This window comes from Candidatus Hodgkinia cicadicola (assembly GCF_002774925.1).
Window position 1 is genome coordinate 1 of sequence record NZ_CM008778.1, and the last position, 1,108, is coordinate 1,108.

General features: G+C 27.8%; 1 protein-coding gene. It reads right to left on the reverse strand.

What is annotated here, in order from left to right; translation table 4 throughout:
* Positions 1-342: 342 nt before the first annotated feature.
* Positions 343-1,068, reverse strand: a complete 726-nt coding sequence (locus tag MAGTDC_RS00720) for a PCRF domain-containing protein (RefSeq protein WP_146656610.1) — start codon at positions 1,066-1,068, stop codon at positions 343-345.
* Between the last annotated feature and the right edge of the window lie 40 nt (positions 1,069-1,108).

Sequence of the window (1,108 nt, forward strand, 5' to 3'; positions counted from 1 at the left end):
TTTATTAACTACAACATGAGTATATTACTTACTACATACCATTTTTATTTTGATTGTATTAACTACTTACATCAGATTATCTTTAACTTTAGTAGTAATATCAATTCTATTTACAATGTAATTAAACTTAATACCAATATTAAACACAATTATTATACCAAACTAATACCAATCGTCTATACCTAGTATTCATTTATTATAATGTAAATTACTTAAGCACTAGATTACATTCAGTATGCATTTGTTTATTTTTTTTATTTAGTGTTAATAATATCTTAATTATATCCAATTAAATAAAATATATAGAGAGTGTATTAATAAATATTAGTATATTAATTTTTATTATTTACATATTGGATTTAATAAATCTAAATTACCATCCAATACCTTTGTAATATTTCTAACGGTTTTTCCTAACCGATGATCAATAACGGTATCACGAATAAAACTATATGTTCTTACTTTAGCTGTTCTAATGGAACCCGATATCTGTTTTCCTCTAATTACCGAATAACTAATATTCTTTATCTTAGTAATACAACAACTCAGTTTTTGTTCCAAACAAACCATTGCATTAGACTTATTACGATGTTGTGACTTTTGTGAACACATGGATGAAATACCCGTTGGCAGATGAGTTACTCTTACTGCTGAATCAGTTGTATTAACATGTTGTCCACCAGCTCCAGTTGATCTCATTGTCTCTATTTTCAAATCATCTCTTTTAACAGCAGTATCATTCTTTCCACTACAAACTGCTAATCCGACAATAGTAACTGTAGAGGTATGTATACGACCTTTTGTCTCAGTCACTGGCACCCTTTGAACACAATGTACACCGCACTCGTTTATTATCCAAGATCTAACACCGATCCCTGTTATCACAACTATTACCTCTCGTATCCCTCCAGTAGATACTTTAGTAATATTCTCTATTTTAAATCCTCAATTACTCTTACTTATAAACTTACAATACATTCTTAATAATTGTTCAGCAAATAAATTAGATTCTTGACCACCAATACCAGATCGTAATTCTAATATGTATTGTTCTTGATAATTACTCATTAAATATATTTTATACTAGCAACTTATATTTATACATAAT